The sequence below is a fragment of the Anaeromyxobacter sp. Fw109-5 genome (genome assembly GCF_000017505.1).
In the GTDB taxonomy this organism is placed as follows: Bacteria; Myxococcota; Myxococcia; order Myxococcales; family Anaeromyxobacteraceae; genus Anaeromyxobacter.
Genome location: NC_009675.1, coordinates 4,555,755 through 4,578,973, shown reverse-complemented (window position 1 = coordinate 4,578,973; position 23,219 = coordinate 4,555,755). Strand labels below are relative to the sequence as shown.

The 23,219-nt window shown below is 76.9% G+C and carries 12 protein-coding genes; 4 read left to right on the top strand and 8 right to left on the bottom strand.

Features of this window, described 5'->3' with window-relative positions; translation table 11 throughout:
- Positions 1–2 precede the first annotated feature (2 nt).
- The 5 genes from queC to ANAE109_RS20100 all read right to left on the bottom strand — a co-directional run bounded on the left by queC (position 3) and on the right by ANAE109_RS20100 (position 13,970).
- The gene (gene queC / locus ANAE109_RS20120; protein WP_012098733.1) at positions 3–704 is read right to left on the bottom strand and encodes a 7-cyano-7-deazaguanine synthase QueC; all 702 of its coding nucleotides are present in this window, start codon (positions 702–704) and stop codon (positions 3–5) included.
- An 11-nt stretch (positions 705–715) separates the two neighbouring features.
- Positions 716–1,252: a hypothetical protein gene (locus ANAE109_RS20115; protein ID WP_012098732.1), complete on the bottom strand. Its 537-nt coding sequence runs from the start codon at positions 1,250–1,252 to the stop codon at positions 716–718.
- 5 nt (positions 1,253–1,257) lie between these two features.
- Positions 1,258–9,912 carry a hypothetical protein gene (locus ANAE109_RS20110; RefSeq protein ID WP_041448550.1) on the bottom strand — a complete coding sequence of 2,885 codons (8,655 nt, stop codon included), beginning with the start codon at positions 9,910–9,912 and terminating at the stop codon, positions 1,258–1,260.
- 122 nt (positions 9,913–10,034) lie between these two features.
- Positions 10,035–13,241 (bottom strand): MXAN_5808 family serine peptidase, encoded by a 3,207-nt coding sequence (locus ANAE109_RS20105; RefSeq protein WP_041448549.1) that lies wholly within the window; start codon positions 13,239–13,241, stop codon positions 10,035–10,037.
- A 216-nt stretch (positions 13,242–13,457) separates the two neighbouring features.
- On the bottom strand, positions 13,458–13,970 hold the full coding sequence (locus ANAE109_RS20100) for a hypothetical protein (protein ID WP_012098729.1): 513 nt from the start codon (positions 13,968–13,970) through the stop codon (positions 13,458–13,460).
- Positions 13,971–14,063: 93 nt separating this feature from the next.
- Between ANAE109_RS20100 and ANAE109_RS20095 the strand changes: the two genes are divergently transcribed.
- The 3 genes from ANAE109_RS20095 (at position 14,064) to ANAE109_RS23730 (ending at position 18,845) form a co-directional block, all read left to right on the top strand.
- Entirely contained in the window at positions 14,064–14,654 is a 591-nt protein-coding gene (locus ANAE109_RS20095) for a helix-turn-helix transcriptional regulator (protein WP_234945191.1), read from the top strand.
- A gap of 67 nt (positions 14,655–14,721) precedes the next feature.
- Positions 14,722–16,083 (top strand): glutamate--cysteine ligase, encoded by a 1,362-nt coding sequence (locus tag ANAE109_RS20090; protein WP_012098726.1) that lies wholly within the window; start codon positions 14,722–14,724, stop codon positions 16,081–16,083.
- 221 nt (positions 16,084–16,304) lie between these two features.
- Positions 16,305–18,845: a GAF domain-containing protein gene (locus tag ANAE109_RS23730; protein ID WP_158305918.1), complete on the top strand. Its 2,541-nt coding sequence runs from the start codon at positions 16,305–16,307 to the stop codon at positions 18,843–18,845.
- A gap of 43 nt (positions 18,846–18,888) precedes the next feature.
- Here the strand turns inward: ANAE109_RS23730 and ANAE109_RS20080 are convergent, their stop codons facing one another.
- The 3 genes from ANAE109_RS20080 to dusB are packed head-to-tail and all read right to left on the bottom strand — an operon-like array spanning position 18,889 to position 21,159.
- A complete protein-coding gene (locus ANAE109_RS20080; protein WP_012098724.1) occupies positions 18,889–19,725 on the bottom strand; it encodes a ZIP family metal transporter in 837 nt (278 codons plus the stop codon).
- Positions 19,722–20,111, bottom strand: coding sequence for a helix-turn-helix domain-containing protein (locus ANAE109_RS20075; protein WP_012098723.1), 390 nt, complete (start codon positions 20,109–20,111; stop codon positions 19,722–19,724). Before ANAE109_RS20075 ends, ANAE109_RS20080 begins: the two co-directional genes overlap by 4 nt.
- A gap of 1 nt (position 20,112) precedes the next feature.
- Positions 20,113–21,159 (bottom strand): tRNA dihydrouridine synthase DusB, encoded by a 1,047-nt coding sequence (dusB, locus tag ANAE109_RS20070; protein WP_012098722.1) that lies wholly within the window; start codon positions 21,157–21,159, stop codon positions 20,113–20,115.
- Positions 21,160–21,552: 393 nt separating this feature from the next.
- Here dusB and ANAE109_RS20065 point away from each other — a divergent pair, with 393 nt between their 5' ends.
- Positions 21,553–23,187, top strand: coding sequence for a LysM peptidoglycan-binding domain-containing protein (locus ANAE109_RS20065; RefSeq protein WP_012098721.1), 1,635 nt, complete (start codon positions 21,553–21,555; stop codon positions 23,185–23,187).
- Positions 23,188–23,219 lie beyond the last annotated feature (32 nt).

Sequence of the window (23,219 nt, the reverse complement as noted above, 5' to 3'; positions counted from 1 at the left end):
TGTCACTTCTGAACGTAGAGAGTGGGGTCGGGAATGCCCGCCTCGGCGAACCCCTTCCGGCGCAGGACGCAGGCGTCGCACGCGCCGCAGGCCCGTCCCCGGACCGGGTCGTAACACGAGAGGGTCACCCGATAGGGAACTCCGAGCGAGGTGCCGAGCCTCACGATCCCCGCCTTGGTGAGCCGGAGCAGCGGGGCGTGGATTCGCAGCGGGCGTCCCTCCACGCCCGCCTTCGTCGCCACGGTCGCCAGGCGCTCGAACGCTCGCAGGAACGCAGGCCGGCAGTCCGGGTAGCCCGAGTAGTCGATGGCGTTCACCCCCACGTACACGTCCTCGGCCCCCAGGGTCTCGGCGTGGGCGAGCGCGAGGGCGAGCAGCACGGTGTTGCGCGCGGGGACGTAGGTGACCGGGATCTCCGCCGCCCGCCGGCGTCCGCTCCGCCCCTTCGGCACGGCGATCGCGCGGTCGGTGAGCGCCGAGCCGCCGAAGGCCGAGAGGTCCACCTTCACGACCCGGTGGTCGGCCGCGCCGAGCGCCCGCGAGAGCCGCCTCGCCCGGGCGAGCTCGCCCTTGTGCCGCTGGCCGTAGTCGACGGAGAGGCAGTGCGCCTCGAAGCCGTCGCGGCGCGCGACGGCGAGGCAGGTCGTGGAGTCGAGCCCCCCGGAGAGGAGGACCACCGCGCGCTTCGTGGGGCGTTTCGCCATGCAGCCGGATCTTAAGGCGAGGCGGCGTCCGCCGGAACGGTCGAGGTGACGGCGTAGGCCGCGGCGCAGGGGAGGACGCAGGCGCCGCAGTCGCCGGCGAGGTAGTCGAAGCGCTCCTCGAGCGTGCCCGTGAACGTCGCGGAGGCGCCCTCGCCCGCGACGGAGCCGGTGAGGCGCTGGGTCGCCGAGGCCGAGCAGTTCGAGCCGCAGCGCTCGAGGACCGCGAGGCCGGAGCTCGCCTCGAGCGTGTAAATCCCGTCCGGCGCGCGCGCGCCGAAGTAGGTGGCGGCGCGCCCGCCCGGGCAGAGCGCCGCCGGGGAGCTCCCCGCCGGGGACGGCTCGGCGTGGAGCCGCGCCGCGAAGGTCGCCACGACGCGCGTGGGCGGATCCGACGGCGGCGGCTCGGCGGCGCAGGCGGACGGCTCCGCGCCCTCGGGCACGGACACCTGGAGCAGGAAGCTGCCCACCGGCTCGCCCGGGCAGGCGTCCTCCGTTCCCCGCGAGCACGCGGCCGCGAGGAGGACGGCGGCGAGGAGCGAGCTGCGCACGCCGATCATCCCAGCGCCGCGAGGCGCAGCTCGAGGAAGGGATCCGAGAGCGCGAAGAGCGCCACGTCGCGCAGGTCGGCGACGGCGAGCGCCTGCGCGGGCGCCGGAGGAGCGTCGCCCGGACGTCCGGCGCTGCGCTGCAGCACCCCGAGCGCAGCTCCGGGATCGCCCCCGCGCAGGAGCGCGACGCGGTTCGCGGTCCGCCGGAGCGCGGCGGTCAGGGCGCGGGGGTCCGTCGCGCCGAGCTCGTCGGCGGCCTCCCGCGCGAGCGCGCGGGCGCCGTCCCGCACCGGCGCCGGGACCGTCGCCTCGAGCGCGCCGAGGAACGCGCCGGCGCGCTCGGGCGGCAGGCCGTGCGAAGGGGGCGCTCCGCCCGCGAAGCGGCAGGCGAGCTCGAGCAGGATGGCCACGTCGCGCGGCGCGAACTTCCCCGCGAGCGCCCAGCCGTGCCCGAGGAGATCCACGGCGCGCGCGGCGGCGAAGGCGAGCGCGGCGGGCGAGAGCGTCGCGAGCCCGGACGCCACCACCAGCGCGGCGGGTTGCGTGTTCTCGAGCGCGATCTCCGCGCCGGGCGCGTCCACCAGGAAGGCCGCGAACGTGCGCCCGCCCAGCGCGGCGCGCGCGTCGTCCAGGGCGGCGCGGAGGGCGGGCTCGCGGGGCGGCGCGAGCCGGTGGGAGGGGGTCGCGCCGCGGCGGGCGAGGTCCGCCGGGAAGAGCGGCTCGAGCCAGGGCGAGAGCAGCGCGAGCAGCCGCGCGAGCGGACCCGTCGCGCCGGGCGCGGCGACGCGGTCCCGGAGCCCCGGCGTCACCTGCGCGAGGCGAGCGGGAGAGGCCGGAGGCGCCTCGCCGGGAGCCACGAACGCGGCGAGGGAGGCCGCCAGGCGTGCGCGCTCGGCGAGGCGGGCGCGTTCGGGCGCCGGCCCCACCTGCGCGCCGGCGGCCGCGAGCGAGGCGACGGCGCCGAGCGCCTCCGCGTCGGCCGGATCGCCGCGCACGATCTCGAGCCAGGCCTCCAGGGCCCGGGGGGTGGCGCCGGGACGGCCGCCGAGGAGCTGGGCCAGGGCGCGGCGCGCCTCGGTCTCGTCCGGGACGAGGGCGAGCGCCTTCTCGAGCATCACGACCGCGCGCTCGGGCGCGCCGAGCCGGCCGCGCAGCACGTCGGCGAAGTGCCGGTACCGGGCCGCCGCCGCCAGGGGGTCGTAGGCGGCGATGGCGTCCGCGCACAGCTCGCCGAGCTGGACGTAGTCGTCGAAGCGGCCGAGCTTCTCCGCGACCCGCGACAGGTCTCGCGCGACGGTCAGGTCGGACGGCTCGCGCTCGAGCGCGGCGAAGAGGGCCCTCCGCGCGCCGTCGTGCTCGCCGGCGGCCATGAGGGCGCGGCCGAGGGCGGCGGGGTCCTCCCTCGACTCCGCGCCGTCCTTCGACGAGCTCGGGACGGCGTGCAGCGTGTCCTGAGCAGCGCTGCCGGAGGCCGCGGAGTCGAAGGGCTCGGAATGGGCGGCCACAGGGTCCGCGTCCGCGACGGAGGCCGAGGCCGGCCCACCCACCGCCGCCTCCACCGCGAGCGCCTCGGCCCGGTCGAACGCCTCGGCGTAGGTCGGGTCGAGCTCGAGGGCCGTGCGCCAGGTGCGCTCGGCGTCGGCCATCAGGCCGGCGCGCTCGAGGGCGCGGGCCATGCGGCGCGCGGGCTCGGCGCGCTCGGAGCCCGGGACCGCGGAGAGCTCGATCGCGCGAAGGTGCTCGCTCGCGGCGGCGACGTCACCGGCCTCGAGCGCCGCCTCGGCCAGCGCGAGGCGCGCGGCGGGGGCGGCCGGCTGCGCGTGCAGCGCGGCGCGGTAGGCGCGGGCGGCGTCGCCACGAGCGCCGGCCTCCTCGAACAGGCGCGCCGCCTCGAGCGCAGCGGCTCCGGCCTCGTCACCCTCGGCCCGGATGGACGCGGACAGGAGCGCGCGGGCCGCGCCGATGGGGTCCCCGAGCGCCGCCTCGATGCGGGCCCGCGCCTGGAACACGCCGGCGGAGTCGGGGTCGGCGTCGCACGCCACGTCGAGGAGCTCGCGGACCTCGTCGGCAGACGCTCCGGCGCGAGCGAGGATCCCGCCCGCGGCGAGGAACGCGGCGGCGCGATCGGCGGGGACCTCGGTGGCGAGCGCACGCTCGATGCAGGCGCTGGCCGTGACGCGAGGGTCGTGCTCGCCCGGCGGCGGCGAAGCCGGCGCCTCCTGCGGCTCGACCCCGGCGGCGGGGTCGTGACCCCGGTCGTCCCCGAGCGGATCCTCGCGGGAAGCGGGGGCCGGGTCCGCCTCGCCAGCCATGCCGGTGTCGCCCAGCGCCGCCAGCTCGGCCGCGCTCGCCAGGTCGTGGGCGAGCGCGGGCGCATCCTCATCCTCGGCCTGCGCTTCCGCGAGCGTCGGGCCGGAGCCGTCCGCGTCGAGCGTGAGCTCCTCCCACGCAGCGGGGGGCGGGAGCTCCCGCGGGGGCGCGTTCCACTCGAAGGACGGCTCGTCCCGGAAGCTCGGGATGGCAGGGGAGGCGATCGCGCCCTCTGCGACGGGCTCGGGGGGAGCAGGATCCGCTGCCGGCTCCGTCGCCGGGCCGCTCGCATCCAGGAGCGGGGTCGAGGTCGGAGCGGCTTCGACCGCTCGCCCCTCGTCGGGCCCGGGGCGAACGGGATCCTCCGTCCGCCCGTCGTCCCAGGCCGGCGCCTCCGCGCCCGCGTGCGCGCCCGCCACGGCCGCCCAGGCATGCTCCGCGCGAGGATCGGCGGGAGCGAGCGAGAGGGCGCGCTCGAGGTGCGGGATGCCCTCCGCGAAGTGGCCGTCGTCCACCGCGGTGAGGCCGAGGCGGTAGCGCGCCGCCGCCTCCTGGTCGGGCGGCACGTCGCCGGCGGCCTCGGCGCGGACGACGAGGCGCAGGTCCAGCTCGGAGGCGGAGCGATCGCCGTGCGCCGCGGCGACGCACGCGGCGAGGGCGGCGACGTCCTCGGGATCCACGGCGAGCGCGTCCTCGTACGCGGCGGTCGCGCGCTCGAGCGCGCCGGCGTCCAGGAGCGCGTCCCCTCGGGCGCGGTGGCACGCGGCGGCCTCGCCGGGCGACGCGGCGGCGCGCGCGGCGAGCACGGAGACCCGTCGACCGAGATCGTCCCCGGCGTCGGCGAGCGCGGCCGCGAACGCCCGATCGTCGGACGGGCAGGCGTCGAACGCCGCGCGGCGGGCGTCCGCCGCGCGCGCCCTGTCCCGGTCGGCGTCGAGGGCCTCGGCGGCGTCGAGCAGCAGCCGGGCGCGTGCCGCACCGGCCGCGGCGGTCGCGCGGGAGAGCAGCAGCTCGGCCCGCTCGCGCGGCCTCGCCCGGAGCGCCTCGAGCAGGAGCGGGAGGCCCGCCTCCGCGGACGGCGGGTGCCGCGCGGCGGAGCGGCGGAGCGCCACGGCGGCGTCGTCGGCATCCCCCGTCTCGAGGAGGAGGGCGGCCGCCTCGCGTGCGAGCTGCGACGCCCGAGCCGGATCGCCTCCCTCCGCGGCGAGGCGCTCGAGGCCGAGGACCGCGCGCACCGCATCGGCGGGTCTCGCGGCCGCCCGCGCGCGGCTGGCCAGCTCCTCGAGGAGCGCGGCCGCGGACGCGGCGTCGCCCACGCCGAGGGCCGCCTGCGCGGCGCCGTCGAGCGCCGGGAGGAGCTCTCCGGGAGGCGCGCCGGCGTCGCGGAGGGCGTCCGCGCGGCGCCGCACCACCTCGGCGGCGAGCACGGGGGCGCGTGCGGCGACGGCCTCGGCGCGGGCGAACAGCCTGGCCGCGAGCTCCGCGTCGCCGGCCGGGCCGAGCGCCGCCGCCGCTGCGTCGGCGAGGCCGAGCGCGCGCGCCCGCTCGGAGCGGCAGGCCTCGGCGGCGTCGGAGAGCACGAGCGCGCCGCGCCTCCGATCGGGATCGAGCGCCAGTCGGCGACGGGCGGCCCCGACGTCCCCGGGGCGCAGCGCGAGGAGCCGGTCGAGGGCCGCGAGGGCGAGCTCCGGCTCGGCGGCGTCGGCGGCGAGCTCGGCGAGCTCGTCGCACAGGCCGATCGCCTCTCCGGCGTCGATCTCCGCATCGAGCAGCCGCGCCCCGAGCGCGAGCGCCTCCCGCACGGCGCCGCCGAGGTAGAGCAGCCGCGCGAGGAGCGGACCGGCGAAGGCGAGGTCGTCGCCCGCGAGGGCGTGGGCCCCCCGCGCGCAGCGGAGCGCTGCGTCCGGCTCCCCCGCCGCGAGCGCCAGCGCCGCGGCGGAGCGCAGGGCGGCGGCCGCCTCCGCGGGACCGGCGCGGCGGGCGAACGCCTCGAGGGGCTCGGAAGGGCGGGCGAGCGCCGTGCGGCGACGCAGGCGCGCGTGATCGTCCGCGAGCGCCCGGTCCGGCGGGAGCGCCGCGAGCGCCTCCGCGAACGAGGAGTCGGCGCCGCGCGCCTCGCCGAGGGAGTCGAGGATGCGGGCGCGGGCGAGCAGCCGCAGGCCGGCGAGCTCCGGCTGGAGCGCGGCGAGGGTTCCCAGGAGCTCGGCGACGGCGCGCAGGTCCCCCGCCAGCTCGGCCGCGGCCCGGCAGGCCTCGACCGCGGCGGGATCGCGCGGCGCGAGCGCCCGCGCCTCCTCCGCGCTCGCGCGCGCGAGCGCGACGTCCTCCTGCGCGAGCGCGAGGGCCGAGTGGCGCAGCAGCGCCGCAGGCCGGGCGCCCGTCGGGAGGAACGGCAGGAGCGCCAGGAGCGCGGCTCGCTCGCCGGACGCGTCGCCGCGTTCCCGGGCGAGCCGCACGAGCTCCTCGAGGACCGCGCGCGCGGTCTCGCGCTCCGGCGCTCGCGCGAGCGCCTCGCGGAGCGCCTCCTCGCCGCCCGCGACGCCCGCCGCCACCGCGGCGAGCCCGGCCTCGGCGAGCCGCTCGGCCGCGTCCGGATCCCCCCGATCGCGGCCGGCGGCGGCGCGCGCCAGGAGCGCCTCGGCCGCCTCGGCGGCCTCTCCCGCGGCGCCGGCGAGGGCGGCGCGGAGCTCGAGGGCCGCCTCGTCCAGGGGACCGCGCCCGCTGGCGGCGCGGAGGGCCGCGAGCGCCCCGGCGGGATCGCCCGCGTCGGCGAGCAGCCTCGCGCGCGCGGCGAGCACGGCGCCGGCGTCCGCGGCGGCGAGCGCGGGGTGGGCGGCGAGGCGCTCGAGGAGCGCCGCGCGCTCGGCGGGCGCGACGTGCGCGCAGCGGGGCGGCTCGGCGAGCGCGCGGAGGGCGCGGAGCGAGCCGGGCTCGGCCGCCAGCGCCTCGCGGGCGAGGAACGCGGCGCGGGCGGGATCCTCCGGCGCCAGCGCGTCGGACAGCTCGAGCCGCAGCGCGACGGCGTCCGGGCCGGAGGCGAGGGGCAAGCGGCGGGTGAGGGTGCGGACGAGGTCGTCGCGGGCGCCGGCCGCGCGCTCCAGGGCGGCGAGGCGGGCGAGGGCGGCGTCGTCCTCCGGCGCGAGCGCGGTGAAGGCCGCGAGGTGGCGTCGCGCGGCGGCGGCGTCGCCGGCGGCCTCCGCGCACCGCGCGGCGAGCGCGAGCAGCGCGGCGCGTGCGGGCCGGGCGAGCGCGCCGGAGGCGAGCGCCACCTCGGCGTCGGCGAGGGCGGCGCGTGGGTCCGGGTCGGCGCGGACGGCGGCGCGCCGCGCCCGGGCCTCGGCGAGGGACCCGTCGCGCGCGAGGGCGAGGTCGAGCGCCGAGGGGTCCGAGGAGAGGTCGTGCGCGCGGAGCGCCAGGCGTGCACCCTCCGGACCCGGCGTGAGCCGAGCGAGGGCGAGCAGCGCGGCGCCGGCGCCGGCCGCGTCCCCCTCCGCGGCGCGCAGGTCGGACAGGCGAGCCAGGGCGACGGCGGCGGTGGCCGCGTCCTGCGCGGCGCGCTCCAGCGCGGCGCACGCCCGGGCGCTCGCGCCCGCGCGGGCGTACAGCTCCGCCGCCTCCAGCGGCCGGCCGAGCCGCTCGAGCAGGGCGGCGCGCGCGCCGTCGTCCCCGGCGCGCTCCAGGACGGTCGCGGCGAGCTCGGCGGCGCCGGCGGCGCCGAGCTCGAGCGCCCGCTCCACGTGGGCGCGGGCCGAGAGCGCGTCCCCGGCCGCGAGCGCGGCGCGGGAGGCGCGGAGCTCCAGGTCCGGGGCGTCGGCGGGGGAGCCGGCGAGGAGCGCGCGCAGGCACCCGAGCGCGAGCGGCGCGTCCCCGGTCCGCTCGGCGTGCTCGGCGTGGGTGCGCAGCACGGCGGGGTCGTCCGGGGCGGCCGCGTGGGCCTCGGCGAGCGCCTCGCGCGCGCCGGCGGGATCCGTGGAGGCGAGCACGCGCGCGCGCTCGAGCCAGGCGCCGGCGGCGGCCGTGGCGTCTCCCGCGGCGGCGGCGAGGGCGGCGCGCTCGGCGAGGAGGTCCGCGAGGAGCGGGCGGTCCCCGGCGCGGCGCGCGATCGCGAGCAGCGCCTCGAGGCGCGCGGCGCTGGGCTGCGCGGTCCGCGCGGCCGCGGCGGCGCGCAGGGCGCCGGCGAGGTCCCCCGCGCGATCGTGCGCGGCCGCGAGGCGATCGTGGACGAGCGCCGCCTCCGCCGGGGCGCCCGCGAGCGCCACGAGCCGCGCCAGCGCGTCTCGCTCGGCGGCCGCGTCGCCGCGCTCCGCGGCGAGCCGGGCGAGCCCCTCGAGCGCCGGGCGGCAGCGCTCGTCGGACGCCAGCGCGGCGGCGAGCCGGCCGCGCGCGTCGGCCGCGCGGCCGAGCGCGAGCGCCGCCTCGCCCGCCCCGGCCAGGGCCGCCGCGCGCTCGGGCCCGGAGGGCAGGAGCGGCGCCAGCCGGTCGAGCGCGGAGAGGACGCCGTCCTCCCGTCCGAGGGACGCGTGCAGGCCGGCGAGGCGCCGGAGCAGCTCGGGGCGTTCGGGCGCGAGCGCGGCGGCGGCCTCGAGGTGGGCGGCGGCGGCCGCGCGGTCGGCGAGGCGCGCCTCCGCGAGGTCGGCGAGCGCGAGCCGCGCGCGCACGAGCCGCTCCGGGTCGCCCGGGGCGCTGGTGGCGTCGAGGCTCGCGACGACCGCCGCGTGGTGCTCGGCGGCCTCGGCCCACTGCCCGGCCGCCTCGGCCGCGCGGGCGGCGCGCGCGTGGCCGTCGGCGGTCGGGGCGAGCTCGCAGGCCTCGCGGTAGCGGAGGAGCGCGTTCTCGGGGTGCTGGAGCACCTCCTCCCAGAGCGCCCCGGCCTCCACCGTGGCGCCGGCGGCCGCGAGGCGGTCGCCGCGGGCGAGGTGAGCGGCGCCGAGCCGCTCGAGGACGCGGACGGCGCGCAGCGGCTCCCCGGCGGCGCGGCAGGCGCGGGCCAGCGCGGCGAGCGCCTCGGGATCCTCCGGCGCGAGCCGGAGCGCCTGATCGAGGTGCAGTCGCGCGGCGGGCGGGTCCGCCTCGAGGAGCAGCGCGCCGAGATCGGCGTGGGCGCGCGCCCGCTCCGCCTCGTCGGGATCGTGGGCGACGAGTCGCCGCAGCGCGCGCAGCAGGCCCTCGCGATCGTCCGCCGCGGCGGCGTGAGCGCGCAGCGCGCGGAGCGCGGGGACGTGGTCGCGCCGGACGGAGAGCGCGAGCTCGGCGGCCCGCAGCGCGTCCTCGCGCGCGGCGCCGGGGAGGGCGAGGACGGCCTCGGCGGCGGCGAGGGCCGAGAACGTCTCTCCGCGCGCGGCCGCCCCGGCCGCGAGCGCGGTCAGCGCCCGGGCCGCCCTGGCGGGCTCGCCGCGGGCGAGCCGGATCGACGCCTCCGCCGCCAGCGCCGGGAGGAAGCCGGGCCGGCGCGCGAGCCAGTCGGCGGCGAGATCGAGCGCCTCGTCGTGGAAGCGCTCCTCGACGGCGAGCAGCGCGAGGAGCCGCTCCGCGGCGAACGGGTGCGAGCTCGCGGCGCTGCCGGCGGCGAGGTAGCGCTCGCGCGCGCCCTCCGCGTCCCCCGCGGCGAGCCGCTCCTCGGCGTCCCGGAACGCGCGGGCGCCCTCCTCGGCGGCGAGGAGGTCGGCGTCGGGGGACACGGCCGCCGGGCCCGCCGCGCCGCGGGCCCAGACGAGGCGGACGAGCCCCTCGGCGAGCTCCGCGCGCGCGAGGGGGACGTCCGCGATGCGCGGCAGCTTCCAGCCGCGCGGCGCGAGCACGCGCCGGAGGAGCACGGGCAGGGGCTCGCGCGGGAGCGACTCCGCGCCGAGGGCGTCCAGCACCCCTCTCGCGAGGTGGGGCAGCGTCGCGGCCGGGATGGGCGCCGGCCCGTAGATGCGCGGGGAGTGGAAGACGAGCGCGATCCCCTGGCCGCCGGCCGGCACGAGCCCGGCGAGCAGCGTGAACGCGGGCCCGCCCGAGAGGCGGGCCAGGAGCTCGGCCGCGCCCGCGCGGAACGCGACGCGGACGTCCTCGACGCCGAACGCGGCGAGCCCCGGCGCCGAGAGCGCGCCGTCCGCGACGGAGGGCTCGAGCGCGACGGAGAGCTCGGACAGATCGGAGAGGCGGTGCCGGAACTGGCCGGAGCCCTTGCCCACGTCGAACGGGAAGCGGACGTCCGGGAGCTCGAGGGTGAGCGCCTCGAGCCGCAGGCCGGGGGCGATGGGCTGGTCCGCGAGCCGGACGAACGCGCCGCCGCGCTCGAGGCGAAGCTCGAACCCCGCCCCGCTCCTCGTCCCGGGGGCGGAGGCGCCTGTTTTCACCTCCGCCATGGCCGCGAATTCTAGCGGACGGATGGGGGGTTCGGAAAATCTCGGCCGTTTCCCCCCGAAAACACGAAGGGCCGCGCGTCTCCGCGCGGCCCTCCGCTCCCACCACCCGCCAGCAGCTCTCCCTACTGCGCCTGCCTCGTCTTGCGCGTGCCGTCCGCCGCCACCTCGGCGGGCGGGCGCCGGTAGACCACGATGCTCCTGCGGCTCTGGAACTCGTCGTCCTCCCGCGCGAACACGGTGACGACGTTGTTGCCCGCCTGGAGCGGGATGTCCGCCGAGAAGTCGAGCTTGGAGGTGGTCGCGTCCTCGGGCAGCACCTTGAAGAACACCTTCTGCTCGTTCACGAACACGAACACGTCGCGCAGGCGCGCGTCGGGGTCCGCCGACGGCGGCACGAGCGCGCTGCCCTGGAGCTTCCAGCTGTCCCCCTCGACGACCGGCGCGCCCCGCTGCGGGTCCGGCACGAGGGCGATGCGCGGCGGCTCCCGCTGCCACGCGGCGGCGATCGTCCCGGAGCGCGTGCCGCGGGCGGCGCGGACCTCGGAGTCGGGGACGAAGGCGAACCGGCCCTTCTGCCACTCGACCCGGAAGAACTCGCCGATCTTCGCGTCCACCGGCATGAGCGCCCCGCGCCTCGCGGTCGCGATCGCCGGCGCCGCCGCGCTCGCGCCGGAGCGGAGCGTCGCCTCGGCCACCTCGACGCGGATCGCGCCCGAGGCCGGCGTCCGGGCCTGCTCGTCCTTCGCGATCGGCCAGTCGAGCTTCTCCGAGACGTACTCCTCCATCTTCTCGTCGACGATCATCACGCGGATCGGGAGCGTGTCGCTCTTGGAGCCGCGGCGGAGCTCGACCTCCATGCGCGCCGACTTCGTCTCGCCCGGCTTGAGCGCGCCGAGGCTCTCGCGCCCCTTCTTCACGAAGAGCTTCTCGTCGCCGAGGTTCTTCAAGGACACCCAGGTCTTGTCGCCGGCGGCGCCGGTCCCGGCGTTCCGCACGTCGAGGCGCACGTCGAAGGTCTCTCCGCGCTGCGCGAGCCCGTCGCCGTTGCCGAACTGGCGGTCGTCGATCTGCACGCTGAAGGCGAACACCGGCTTCGCGACCTCCACCACGCCGACGCTCGTCAGGAGGTCGGCGGGCGCGTGTCCGCCGTCCTCCTCGAAGTGGAGCGTGATCTCGTCGCGCCGGCTGTCCATCCCCTTCGGCAGCTTGAGCGGCACGGTCCAGCTCCGGCGCTGGCCGGGCGGCACGTTGCCGAACACGAACTCGCGCCGATCGAGCAGCGCGTTCTTCTCGGCGGTGGTCCAGGCGCGGAGCCGGCGGAAGGGCGCGTCGCCCTTGTTCTCCACCGTCACCGTCCAGGAGACCGTCTCGCCGGCGCGGTGATCCTTCCCGGGCGCCGGGGTGAGCGTGACGACCGGGCGCGGCGTGCCGCGGCCCGCCGGCGCCTCGGCGGTCCAGTCGACGCCGAGCTCGCGCAGCCGCTTCTCGAGCCGCTCGTCCTCCTGCGCCTGCCGCTCCGCCACGAGCGCCTTCGCCGACTCCATCAGGCGGGCGCGCGCGGGCTGCGGCGCGCGCTTCAGGAGCTCGCGGGCGAACCGGATCTGGTAGTCCTCCACGAGCCGGTCGGGATCCGCCTCCGCCTCCTCGTCCTCGACCTGCTCGGGCGTGAGCTCGAACACGTCCTCGTGGGCCGCGGCGGCGTCGCCTGCGAGGTCGCGCTTCAGCGCCTTCGCGACCTGGTCCTCCTTCTCGTCGAGCAGGTAGCGCAGCTCGAGCGGCGCCTTCTCGACGCGCCGCTTCTTCGCCTCGGCCTTCGCGACCTCGGCGGGCCCCGCGCCGCCCGGGTTCATCAGGTGGCCGTCGAGATCCGCCTCGCCCATCGAGCGCGGCGGCGCGAAGAAGTTCACCTGCTCCTTCAGCGCGCGGCCGGGGAGGAGCAGCACGTCGGGCGTGATGCCGACCTCCTGGATGGAGAGGTCACCCGGGGTGAGGTACTGCGCGATGGTGAGCTTCAGCGCCGACTGCTCGCCCGAGCCGGTGGGGTCGTCGAGGTCGTCGAGGACCTGCACCGAGCCCTTGCCGAAGGTCTGGCGCCCGATGACGAGCGCGCGGTCGTTGTTCTTGAGCGCCCCCGCCACGATCTCGCTCGCCGAGGCGGAGCTGTTGTTCACGATGACGACCAGGGGGAGCGTCGCGAGGTCGCTCGCGTCGCTGCTCGCCTCCTTCACCTCGTGGATGCGCTGCCGGTCGCCGCCGCCCACCGTCTTCACGATGACGCCCTGCGAGAGGAAGAGGTCCGAGACCTGGATCGCCTGCTCGAGCAGGCCGCCCGGGTTCCCGCGCAGGTCGAGGACGAGCCCCTCGAGCTTGCCGCCCGCCTGGGCCCGCTGCTGCTGGAGCGCGCCGAGGAGGTCGCGGGTGGTGTTGGCGGAGAACTGCGAGAGCCGCACGTAGCCGACGTTGCCCTCGAGCAGCTTCGCCTGCGCGACGGTCTCGACGTTGATGACCTCCCGCAGCAGGCTCAGCTTGCGCGCCTCGGCGCCCTTGCGCTGGACGGTGATCGAGATCTTCGTCTGCGGCTTGCCGCGCAGCCGATCCACCGCGTCCTGCAGGTCCATGTTGACGGTGGACTGCTCCTCGATGCGAGCGATGACGTCCTTCGCCTTGATGCCGGCGCGCTGCGCCGGCGTGTTCTTGAGCACCTTCACGACGGTGAGGTTCCCGTCGCGCATGGCGATGACGAAGCCGAGCCCGCCGAACTCGCCGCGGGTCTGGAGCTTCATCTCCTTGAAGTACTTCGGCTCGAGGAGGTTCGTGTGCGGATCGAGGGTGGAGAGCAGCCCGGCCACCGCCGCGTACTCGATGTCCTTCAGCTCCTTGTGCGCGACGAGGTGGTCCTGGATGAAGCCCATCGCCTCGCCCAGCACGAGGCGGATCTTCCAGATCGAGTCCACGCCCGTGAGGTCCAGGTCCCGCTGCGACGACCCGACGGTGAGCGTCAGCTTGGGCGACTTCTCGTCGCCCTGGACCATCACCTCCGCGACGGCTCGCTCGACGGACTCCAGCGACGCCACGACCATCTTCTTCGGGTCGAACCGCGCGGGGTCCACGTAGTTGTCCTTCACCTTCAGGATCACCTGGGAGAGGATCGGCAGGCGATCGAGCCGGTACTCGCCGGCGGCGTCGGCCTTCGCGTGGGCCGGCACGGCGCCGCGGTACGCGACCGCGGGGGCGGCGTCGGGCTCCGCCCGCACGAACCGGACGGTGACGCCGAGCGCCAGGGCGGCCGTGGCCGCGAGGGTGGTGAGCAGCCGGAACGGGCGGATCATGCGGGGGCGCCTGGGCGTAGGGGGTCTGGGATCGGGCAAGCGAGAAAACCTACGTATCGTCCGAGGATAGGGTGGGGGGGAGGGGTCCGCAAGCAGAACGGTCCGCCCCCGACCCCATACCGCAGAACGCCCAGGGGACGGTTTCATGCCCGCAGCCCACAGGGTGGTCGGTGGGCGCAGGTGGACGCTTCCCGCCCCGGCAGGTCGCGCCGGCCGTCATTCGTCGTCCCGCTCGCCGTGCGCGGCGCGGGCGGCGACGCCCGTGGGAGCCGCGCCGGGCGCGAACGCGCTCGCGCCGCCGTGGGTGTAGACGATCTCGCCGCCCGCCTCCCCGGTCCGGACGGCGAGCGCGGCGACGCCGATCGTGGCGAGCGCGACCGCGGCCGAGAGCCCGCGGGCGAGGCGCGGGGGAACGAGCAGGAGCGCCGCCGCGGCGGCGAGCACCGCGCCCGCAGCCCACAGGAACGCCTCCGCGCGCTCCTCGTGGGCCTCGATCACCCGCTCGGCGACGATGGCCTCGACGCGGTGCTCGTCGCGCTCCCCCAGCTGGAGGGCGACGACGCCGGAGGCGACGAGGAGGGCCTGGAGGCCGAGCAGGATGGCGAACCCGCTCCTCGGGACGCGGCCGCGGAGGTGCGCGAGGGCCAGCCCGAGCGCGACCAGCGGGACCGCCAGCGCGAGCCCGAGGGGCAGGTGGACGAAGGCGGGGTGCAGCGGTAGGGTCGACATGCTCGTTCTCCGGTGACGGTTCGCTTCGGACCTTTGGCGCCCGCGACCGCGGCGGCCATGCGACGGATGACGCACGACGAAAACCCCAGCGGGATGAGGGGGCTGGCGCGCTTCGCTGCGTCGGATGACGGGGCGGTGCGCCCCGCCGCGCTGGCCGTTCCGGCCGCGATCCTCCTCGGCGTCGCGCTCCTCGTCGGCGTCGACGTGGTGGCCGACGCCCGGGCGGGCGGCTCGCCCGCGCACCTGCTCGTCGAGCTCGCGGCGATGGCCGCGGCCCTCCTCGGGACCCTCCTGCTGTGGCGCCAGCTCTCTGCCGCGCGGCGCCAGGCGGGCGCTCTCCAGGTGGATCTCGGCCGGGCGCGAGCGGAGGCGGCCCGCTTCAGGGCGGAGGCGGACGAGCACCTGCGTGGGCTCGGCGCCGCCATCGACCACCAGCTCACCCGCTGGGAGCTCTCGCCCGCAGAGCGCGAGATCGCGCTGCTGCTCCTCAAGGGGCTCGCCAGCAAGGAGATCGCGGAGGTCCGACGGACGAGCGAGCGGACGGTCCGCCAGCAAGCGCTGTCCGTGTACCGCAAGGCCGGGCTGGCCGGTCGCGCCGAGCTGGCGGCGTTCTTCCTCGAGGACCTGCTCGCGTCCGCCCCGGGCGGCGCGGCCACGCGCGAGGGCGCGGCGGACGGGCGGTAGCGACCGAGCCCGGGCGGAAGCTTTCCGTGGGGGGACCGGGCGGTGCGCCGTTATACAGTCCGGCCGCATGTCGCTCGACGCCCGCACCCACGAGTCACCCGTCGTCACCGGAGTCGAGGATCTCGTCGCGTGGTTCCGCGCGCGCGAGCGGCCCCGCGAAGGGTGGAAGGTGGGCCTCGAGCACGAGAAGCTGATGCTGCGCGCCGGCACCCTCGACCCCGTCCCGTACGAGGGGCCGGACGGCGTCGGCGCCGTGCTGCGCGGCTTCACGCGCTTCGGCTACGAGCCCTTCGAGGAGGAGGGACGCATCATCGCGTCCCAGAACGACGGCCTCACGATCTCGATCGAGCCGGGGGGACAGCTCGAGCTGTCCGGGCGCCCCTTCGCGGACGTGCACGTGGTGGCGGCGGAGCTCGACCGGCACATCGAGAAGTGCGCCGCGCTGGCGCGCGATCTCGGGGTCGAGTTCCTCGCCGTCGGCTACCGGCCCTGGGGGACCCCCGCCACCACGCCGTGGATGCCCAAGAACCGCTACAAGATCATGCGGCCGTTCCTCTCGGCGCGCGGGCGCCTCGCGCCGGACATGATGGCGATGACCGCCTCCGCGCAGGCGTCCTTCGACTTCTCCGGAGAGAAGGATCTCGCGGAGAAGCTCCGCGTGGCGCTCGCGATCCAGCCGGCGGTGACCGCGCTCTACGCGAACAGCCCGATCGTGCAGGGGCGCGAGATCGGCTGGAAGAGCTACCGCACGGCGGTGTGGGAGGAGACCGATCCCGCGCGCTCCGGCCTCCTGCCGTTCGCGTTCGAGCCCGGCTTCCAGGCGGAGCCGTACCGCCGTTACGTCGAGTGGGCGCTCGACGTGCCGATGATCTTCCTGCGGCGCGCGGGCGCCTACCGCGAGACGGGCGGACGGACCTTCCGGCGGTTCCTCGCCGAGGGGCTCGAGGGGGAGCGCGCGACGCTGTCGGACTGGGAGGACCACCTCACGACCGTGTTCCCCGAGGTGCGCGTGAAGGGCGTCGTCGAGGTGCGGGCGGCCGACGCGTGCTCGCCGGCGATGGCCAAGGCGCTGCTGGCCTTCTGGAAGGGAGTCCTCTACGACCGCCAGGCGCGCGCCGCGGCGTGGGAGAGCGTGGAGGCCTTCACGATCGCCGAGCGCCGTGCGTTCATGCGCACGGCCGGTCGCGAGGCGCTCGCCGGGCGCGCGCCGGACGGCCGGTCGATCCAGGAGATCGCCCGCGGGCTCCTCGACGTCGCCGCGGGGGGGCTCTGCCGCCAGCGCTGCTGCGGCGAGCGCGGGGAGGACGAGCGCGTCTGGCTCGCGCCGCTCGTGGAGCGCGCGACGTCCGGGCGCTCGCCCGCCGACGAGGCGCTCGAGGTCTTCCGGGCCGGTCCGCGCGCGCTCGCCGAGGCGCTGCGCTGCGCCTGATCGTCGCATCGGGTGAACACCCGATGCGCGCTGCCGCCCCGGGCGCCATTCCACGAGCCCGATGTCGGCCGGCCTCGCGCTCCCGTGGGACGCGCGGGCGCCGCGCCGACTCCGTTGGGGTCGTCGCGTCGGTGGGCGCGCCGCGCCGCCGCCGAGCGAGGAAAATGAAGCGAATCGTCCCTCTCGCAGGATCGCCGATGCTCGCCGCGGAGCCCGGGAGCTTGAACGTTCGCGACCTCAAGAACGCGCTCGTGGACGCGCTCTGGAGCGGGCCGGCGGGGATCGCGGTCTTCGACGCGGACCTCCGGTTCGTCGGCGTGAACGACGCGCTCGCCGCGATGAACGGGCTGCCTCCCGAGGCGCACGTCGGCCGTTCGCTCGCGGAGATCCTGCGGCTCCTCCCCGACGACCCGCGCCGCGCGGCGGTGGAGCGCTCGGAGGCCATCGCGCGCGCGGTGCTCGCGTCCGGTCGGCCGCGGAGGAACGTTCCGCTCGAGCCGGTGCCGCCGGGCGACCGCGCGCGCGGGTGGATCTGCTCGTACTTCCCGCTGCCCGACGTCGGCGCGCGAGGCGGCGTCTGCGTGCTCATCACGGACATGAGCGACGCACGCGATCGACAGGAGCAGACGGAGCGCGCGCGGGAGCGGGCGGAGGAGAGCGCGCGCCGGCTCAAGCTCCTCCAGGAGGTGACCGCGGGGCTCTCGCGCGCCGACACCGCCGAGGCGATCGCGCAGCTGGTGGTCGACCGGGTGCGCGTCGCGGCGGGCGCGAGCGCGGGGTCGCTGCGCCTGCTAGAGGGGGACGAGCTCGTCCTCGCCGAGGAGTCGGGGGCGCACGCCGTCCGGGGGCGCTTTCCGCGCATCTCGACCAGGGACTCCTATCCGGTCTCCGAGGTCGTGCGCCGGCGCGAGCCGATCTGGCTCGGGAACGTCGAGGAGTTCCAGCGCTTCCCGGCCTTCGCGGAGACGGCCGCCCAGCTCGGGGTGCGGGCGGGCGTGGCGATGCCGCTCGTCGGGCACGGGTACGTGCTCGGCGCCCTGTCGCTGGGGTTCGCCGAGCCCCGCGCCTTCGGCCAGGACGAGCGCGACTTCCTCCTCGCCGTCGCCGAGCAGTGCGCCCAGGCGCTCGGGCGCGCGCAGCTCCTCGAGGCGGAGCGCACCCAGCGCCGCCGGGCGCTGCAGGCCCGGGACCGGCTGGCGCGGCTGCAGGCCGTGACGGCGGCCCTGTCGCGAGCGAGCACCTCGTCGGATGTCGCCCGGGTGCTCGTGATGCAGGCGAAGGAGGCGCTCGGGGCGTCGTCGTCCGTCGCGTACCTGCTCGACGCGGCTGGGGTGCGCCTGCAGTTCGCCGCCGCCGTCGGGGGCGCGGAGGCGGAGCACGGCCGCGCGCGTCTCGTACCGCTGGACGCACCGCTCCCCGGCGCCGAAGCGGTGCGGCGCGGCGAGCCGATCTGGGTGGAGGGCGCAGCGCAGCTCTCCGCGCAATTCCCCGAGCTGCCGAGGTGGGCCCCGCACACCGCGCGGATGCACGCGCTGGTCGCGCTGCCGCTGAAGGTCGGCGACCGCGTGCTCGGTGTCGTGAACTTCGGGTTCGACGAGCCGCGCGTCTTCGACGGCGAGGAGCGCGAGCTCATCCTCGCGGCCGCGCAGCAGTGCGCGCAGGCGCTGGAGCGCGCCCGCCTGCTCGACGCGGAGCGGCAGGCCCGCGTCGGAGAGGAGCGCGCGCGCGCCACCCTCGACGCGATCTTCGACTACGCGCCCATGGGCATCGGGCTCATCGACCGCGAGCTGCGCTTCGTGCGGGTGAACCCGAGCCTCGCCGAGATCAACGGCCTCCCCGCCGCGGCGCACGCCGGTCGCACCCCGCGCGAGCTGATGCCGGACCTGCCGAACGACGAGGTGGAGGCGGCGTTCCGCGAGGTGCTGAGCAGCGGCCAGCCGAAGCTCGACGTGGAGCTCTCCGGTGAGACGCCGGCCGCGCCAGGGCGGCTGCGCCACTGGGTCGAGAGCTGGTACCCGGTGCGGGTCGAGGACGAGATCTTCGGGCTCGGCGTGCTGGTGCGAGAGATCACCGCCGAGCGCGAGGCCGCCGAGTTCCAGCGGAACGTGCTCGGCATCGTCGGCCATGACCTCCGGAACCCGCTCTCCGCCATCACGACCTCCGCCAGGCTGGTGGTGCGCCAGGCGGGAGATCCCGCGGCGGTGACGCGGCTGGGCGAGCGGATCGCCGGGAACGCCGAGCGCATGCAGCGGATCATCGCGGTCCTCGTCGACTACGCGCGCGTGCGGGCCGGCACCGGGATCCCGCTGCGGCGCCAGCCCTCCGACCTGGGCGCGCTCTGCCGCTCGGTGGCCGAGGAGTGCGAGGCGTCCCACCCGGGCAGGCATGTCAGGGCGAGCGGCGCGCCGGAGGTCCACGGAGAGTGGGATCCGGACCGCCTCTGCCAGATCATCGCGAACCTGCTCTCGAACGCGCTCGACTACAGCCCGCTCGACTCGACGGTGGACGTCTCGTGGCGCGCGGCCGGCGAGCGCGCCATCGTCCAGGTCGCGAACGACGGAGCGCCCATCCCTCCGGCGCTCCTGCCGACCCTCTTCGATCCGTTCCGTCGCGGCGAGCGCGACCGCGCTGGCGGCAAGGACGGGCTCGGCCTCGGCCTGTTCATCGCGCGCGCCATCGCGACGGCGCACGGCGGCACGCTGGAGGTCCGCTCCGCGCCCGGCGAGCGGACGGTGTTCACGCTGACGATGCCGCTGCGGTGAGGCGCCTGACGCGCCACTCGCGACGCGAACCGCGCAGCGTCCTTCAATGTCCGTGGCCCGCGCGCAGGAAGCGCAGCGACCACATGACGAGCAGCCCGGCGACGACGGCGAGCGAGAGGCGCCAGCGCGCGACGCCCCGCCGGTGCAGGTCCGGCAGGATGTCCGAGAGCGACAGGTGCAGGAACGTGCCCGCGCTGGCGGCGAGCGCGATGGAGGTGAACGCCTCCACGTGGACCGCCTCGCGCAGCAGCACGTAGAGCCCCGCGCCCACCGGCACCATCAGCGCGAACGCCGCGTTCATGCCGAGCGCGCGCCGGCGCGAGTAACCCTCCGCGCGCAGGATGGCCGACAGCGAGAAGGCGTTCGGGACCTTGTGCGCGAGGATGGCGAGGAAGACCAGCAGCCCGAGCTCCGCCTCGACGTTCGCGGCGCCGAGCGCGAACCCGTCCACGATGGTGTGCAGGCTCATCCCGATGAACGCGGCGAGCCCGATGGTGTGGACGCCGCAGCCGGTGGCGTCGCCGTGGACGTGGACGTGCCGAGGTGCGCCGTGGATCTGCGGGTCCACGGCCGGCGCGTCCCCGCCGGACGCGGCGGGGACGCCGGGGCCGGGCTCGGCGCACACGTGCACGAGCACGAACCGCTCCAGCAGGTAGAGGAGCAGGAAGCCCACCACGACGAAGGGCAGGGCGCCCGCGCCGCCCGCCTCCACCGCCTCGGGGAGCATGTGGAAGAACGCGGCGCCGAGCATCACGCCCGCGGAGAAGGACAGCAGCACGTCCGAACGGCGGACCCCGCCGAAGAGCGGGAGGGCGCCGCCCGCGAGGGCGCCGGCGAGGATCGCGCCGGTGTAGAGCAGGAGGGACTGCAGCTCGGTCATGGCTCGTCCAGCCCGAGCGCGCGCATGCGCCGGACGAGCGTGCCGCGGTCGATCCCGAGCGTGGCGGCCGCGGCGGCGCGCACGCCGTTCGCGCGCGCCAGGGCGCCCGCGATGAGCGGGCGCTCGACCTCGCGCATGACGGCGTCGTAGAGCCCGTCCGCGGAGTGCCCGCGCAGCCGCTCGAAGAACGCCTCCACGCGCTGCTGCAGCTCCTCGTCGAGCGGGCGCGGCCGGGCGATCCGCGCGTCCACGATGGCGAAGCGCTCCCGCGCGGCGAGGCCGCGGCCCTCCGCGACGGTCTGCGCGCGGACGATCTCGAACCCCGCGCCCTCGCAGGAGCGGGCGAGCTCGTCGGAGTCGGCGAGCAGCAGCGCCCTCGGCTTCACTTCACTCCCCCTCCTCCTCGCGGCGGAACCCCGGGTCCAGCTCGAAGCTCGAGCTGCCGGCCGGGAAGTGCTCCTCGATGACCTGCGCGACGTCGGCGGCGGTCGCGAGCCGGTTGGCGTCGCGGCGGAAGTGGACCCCGCCGCGACGGCCGCGGGTGTACCACAGGAGGTGCTTTCGCAGCTCGCGGATCGCGAGGCGCTCCAGCTCGAGCGGATCGTCGCCGGGGTGCTGCCGCTGGCGGTGCTCGACCTGGAGCCGGACGTGGTGGAGCACGGTGCCGATCCACTCGTCGCGGGTGGGCGGCGGCGGGCGCGGCGCGCCGAGCTCCGCCGCGCGCAGCTCGCGGAAGATCCAGGGATTCCCGCAGGCCCCGCGGGCGACGAGCACCGCGTCGCAGCCGGTCTCGGCGCGCATGCGCAGCGCGTCGTCCACGGTCCAGACGTCCCCCGATCCCAGGACGGGGACCGAGACCGCCTCCTTGACCGCGCGCACGAGCTCCCAGCGCGCCCGGCCGGAGTACATCTGCGTCCGCGTCCGGCCGTGGAGCGCGACCGCCGCCGCGCCTCCCGCCTCGGCGGCGCGGGCGACCTCCACGCAGTTCACCTCCGCGTCGTCCCACCCCGCCCGGATCTTGACCGTGACCGGCACCGCCACCGCGGCGCGGATCGCGCGCACGGCCTCCTCGACGCGGCGCGGATCGCGGCCGAGCGCGGCGCCTGCGCCGGTGCCGCAGACCTTCTTCACCGGGCAGGCCATGTTCACGTCGATGATCCCGGCCCCCGCCCGCACCGCCACCTCCGCGCCGCGGGCCAGCACGTCCGCCTCCGACGCGAAGATCTGGACCGCGAACGGGTCCTCGTCCGGATCGCGATCCAGGTAGCTCTCCGTCTGGAGCGTCCCGTGGACGAGGCCATGGGCGCTCACCATCTCCGTGTACGCGAAGCTCGCGCCCATCGAGCGGCAGATGGCGCGGAAGGGGCGGTCGGAGACGCCGGCGAGCGGCGCCAGGAAGAACCTGCCGGAGAACGTGTAGGGCCCGATCTGCATGCTCGTGCGCGGCGACGACGGGGCGGGGGTGTAGCACTCCCGCCGATGGGCTGGGAACCCGGAATTCGCCCGGCGTCCGGCGGTTCCCTGCTAAGCCGCTTCGTCCCCGATCGCAACCCGAACCTCGCCCTGCCGGGCGCGCCGACGCACGTCGGAGCGACCGCCAGCAAAGGGGCCTGCCGTGCGTGCCCTTTCGATGCCCAATCTCGAGGACGAAGGACGGCGGACCCCCGCATCCGAGGTCTCGTCACCCCGGGGGCGGCAGTTTCCACGGCAGCCAAGCAACTAGGCGAGCGAGCGCATGATTTTGACCACGAGCCTTTGCTCGCTACCATGTCAACCCAAGCAGGTTCCGGTCCGTCCCCCGGCTGGAGCCCGAGCAGCCGAGGAGCGATGAGACCGACGCACCTGTCCCATGTCGTCCTGTTCGTCCTGATCGTACCGACGGCCGTCCAGGCGCGGGCGCGGGCATCCACCCTCAGCGCTGCCCATTCGGCGGCGACGCAGGTCCTCCCGCCGGCGCTCGTCCCGGAGCCGGAGCTCATCGAGGACACCTTCGAGGTGGCCGCGCCGGAGCCGCGCGCACCGCAGGTCGAGGACGCGTGGGCGTACGTGCCCGACGATCAGCCCATCGCGGAGGAGATCGATCGCGACTCGGCCGAGATCGAGGCGGTGCGGCGCGCGGAGGAGGAGGCGCACGTCCGGGACGGCGCGAAGGACGCGGCGGTGGACGGGCAGGTGCCGCACGAGACCGGCCTCGGCCGCATCGAGCTGCTGCCGGAGCTCGACATGAACCTGGCCGAGCTCCGGGCGCGCTACGACATCCCCATCGACGTGAACGAGGCGGTCCTCGACTACATCCGCTTCTTCCAGGGGCCTGCCGCGCGCGCCCACTTCGCGAAGTGGCTCTCCCGCTCGCACCGCTACCTCGACCGCTACCGCGCGATCCTCCGCGAGGAGGGGCTGCCGGAGGACACGGTCTACCTCGCGATGATCGAGAGCGGCTTCGGCAACTTCGCCCTCAGCCCCGCCAAGGCGGCCGGGCCGTGGCAGTTCATCCCCTCCACCGGCAAGGCCTTCGGGCTGCGCCAGGACTTCTGGGTGGACGAGCGGCGCGATCCGGAGCGCTCGGCACGCGCCGCCGCCCGCTACCTCAAGCAGCTCTTCCAGCAGACCGGGGACTGGCGGCTCGCGTGGGCGGGCTACAACGCGGGCGGCGGCCGGATCGCGAAGGCGCGGCGGGCCGGCTACGAGGACTTCTGGGAGATGGCGGCGGTGCCCGGCAAGCGGGTCCTCCACCCGGAGACGAAGGGCTACGTCCCGAAGCTCATGGCGGCGGCCATCCTCTCGAAGCACCCGCGGGAGTTCGGCTTCTCCGACGAGGAGATCGAGCGGCAGTCGTGGACGGCGTACGAGGAGGTGAGGATCCCCTCCGCCACGCTGCTCTCCACGATCGCGAAGGCGGCCGGCGTCAGCGAGCGCGAGCTCATCGACCTGAACCCGGAGCTGCGCCGCGCCTGCACGCCGCCGCGCCCGTACGCGCTCAAGCTCCCCAAGGCCAGCGCGGACACGTTCGCCGAGAACTGGCCGGCGATGCAGCCGAAGGTCCGCCTCACCTTCGCCGGTCACGTCGTGCGCCGCGGGGACACCCTCTCCTCGATCGCGCACCGGCACGGCGTGCCGATGCAGGGGATCATGGAGATGAACGGGCTGAAGAACGCCCGGAAGCTCCGCGTCGGCCAGGAGCTCATGATCCCGCGCCCGGTCGGCGCGGCCGTGGCCTCGGCCGGCGAGGAAGGCAGGATCGAGCGAACCTCCGCGCGCGCCCGCGCCCGGACCGCCGTGCGCATCCCGTCGGATCGCGCTCGCTCGACCCACCGCGTGCGCGCGGGCGACACCCTCTGGTCGATCGCGCAGCGGTTCCGGGTGGACCTCACCGAGCTGTGCCGCTGGAACGGCATCCGCAACCCGAACGCCCACAAGCTCCACGTCGGCGCGAAGCTGGTCGTCTACGCGGAGCGCGGGTAGCGGATAGGCGGGCGCCCGCCGCCCGGTGCACC